We start from the raw sequence: 1,494 nt of genomic DNA, 5'->3' as shown, positions 1-1,494 counted from the left end.
GAGCGGCCGCGGCATCCAGACCGTCGGCCCCGCCTCGGCCACCGCCCTTCTCACCAGCGAGGCCGACGCGCTCGCGCTGACCCGCGACGAGATCGACGCCTGGCACGGGCAGGATGCCGCCGGCCCCGCGGCCGACGCGACGCGCGCGCTCGCGCAGGTCGCGGTCGTGCCGCGCTTCAGCCTGTCGGTGACGCCGACGACGCTGAGAGGGCTCGGCGAACTGTACGGCGAGGCGCGCGAGCGGGGCGTCTACTTCCACTCGCACCTCAACGAGAACAACCGTCCGGGCGACGGCGAGATCGCCGCGGTGCGCGAGGTCTACGGCACGCGAACCTACCTCGACACCTACGACGGGCACTTCATGCCCGGATCGGCATACGGTGGCGAGAGCCTGCTGGGACGGCGCAGCATCCTGGCCCACGCGGTGCACTGCGAGGACGCCGAGCTCGCCCGGCTCGCCGAGACCGGCTCATCGATCGCGCACTGCCCGACATCGCAGCTGTTCCTCGGCAGCGGCACCATGCCCTGGCGTCGCACGCTCGCACACGGCGTCACCGTGGCCCTCGGCACCGATGTCGGGGCGGGCGACGAGTGGCTCATCCCGCGTGTGCTCTCCGACGCATACAAGGTGCACATGACCGAGCCCGGCGACGATGCGATCGCGCTGCACCCGGCCGAGCTGCTCTTCCTCGGCACCCTCGCCGGTGCCCGCGCGCTCGACCAGGAGCACGTGTTCGGCAACCTCGACGCCGGCAAGGAGGCCGACTTCGTCGTGGTGCGACCGCAGGACCAGCCCGGCCTCGCCGACGTACTCGCGCACAGCGGGGAACCCGGGACATCCGCCCATCTGTTCACGCTGCTGCTGGGCATGCGCGAGCAGGCGGTCGCAGAGGTCTATGTGCGGGGGAGGCGCGTCGTGGCGCCGGCCGCCTGACCTCAGACCGTGAACAGAGCGTGCACGTCGCCCGTGAGCGCCCGGCCGCCGAGCGCGGTGAGCTCGAGCAGCACGGCGGTGCCCGCGACCGTGCCGCCCAGACGCTCGACGAGGCCCTGCGCCGCGGCGATCGTGCCGCCGGTCGCGAGCACGTCATCGATCAGCAGCACCCGGGTGCCGGGAGCGATGTCGTCGTGCATCTCGATCGTGGCGGTCGCATACTCGAGGGCGTAGTCGACGGATGCCGCGGGTCGCGGCAGCTTGCCCGCCTTGCGGATCGGCACGAGACCGGCATGACCGGCGACCGCCGCGGCGGCCGCCAGCAGGAATCCGCGCGCCTCGATCCCGGCGACGACGTCGTAGGTGCCCTCGAACGGGGCGAGGAGGCCGTCGATCACCGCACGGAACGCGTCGGCGTCGGCGAGCAGCGGCGTGATGTCGCGGAAGTTGATGCCCGGCGTCGGGAAGTCGGGAACGATCGCGATGAGACTCTCGGCGCGGGCGAGGTCGGCGGCAGACGGGGCTTCGATGGGCACGCGGTCACGATACCCGGCGCGTGT

General features: G+C 72.6%; 2 protein-coding genes. One reads left to right on the top strand and one right to left on the bottom strand.

The genetic code is table 11. The features are described 5' to 3' along the window. On the top strand, positions 1 to 934 hold a 934-nt coding region (locus tag ASG00_RS01155), incomplete at its 5' end, for an amidohydrolase family protein (RefSeq protein WP_235559029.1). A 2-nt stretch (positions 935 to 936) separates the two neighbouring features. Here the strand turns inward: ASG00_RS01155 and ASG00_RS01150 are convergent. Continuing rightward, positions 937 to 1,470 (bottom strand): adenine phosphoribosyltransferase, encoded by a 534-nt coding sequence (locus ASG00_RS01150; protein WP_045248021.1) that lies wholly within the window; start codon positions 1,468 to 1,470, stop codon positions 937 to 939. Positions 1,471 to 1,494 lie beyond the last annotated feature (24 nt).

This window comes from Microbacterium sp. Leaf351, assembly GCF_001423825.1.
Lineage (GTDB): Bacteria > Actinomycetota > Actinomycetes > Actinomycetales > Microbacteriaceae > Microbacterium > Microbacterium ginsengisoli.
The sequence above is the reverse complement of the archived record's forward strand: the minus strand, read 5'-3'. Positions and strand labels throughout refer to the sequence as shown.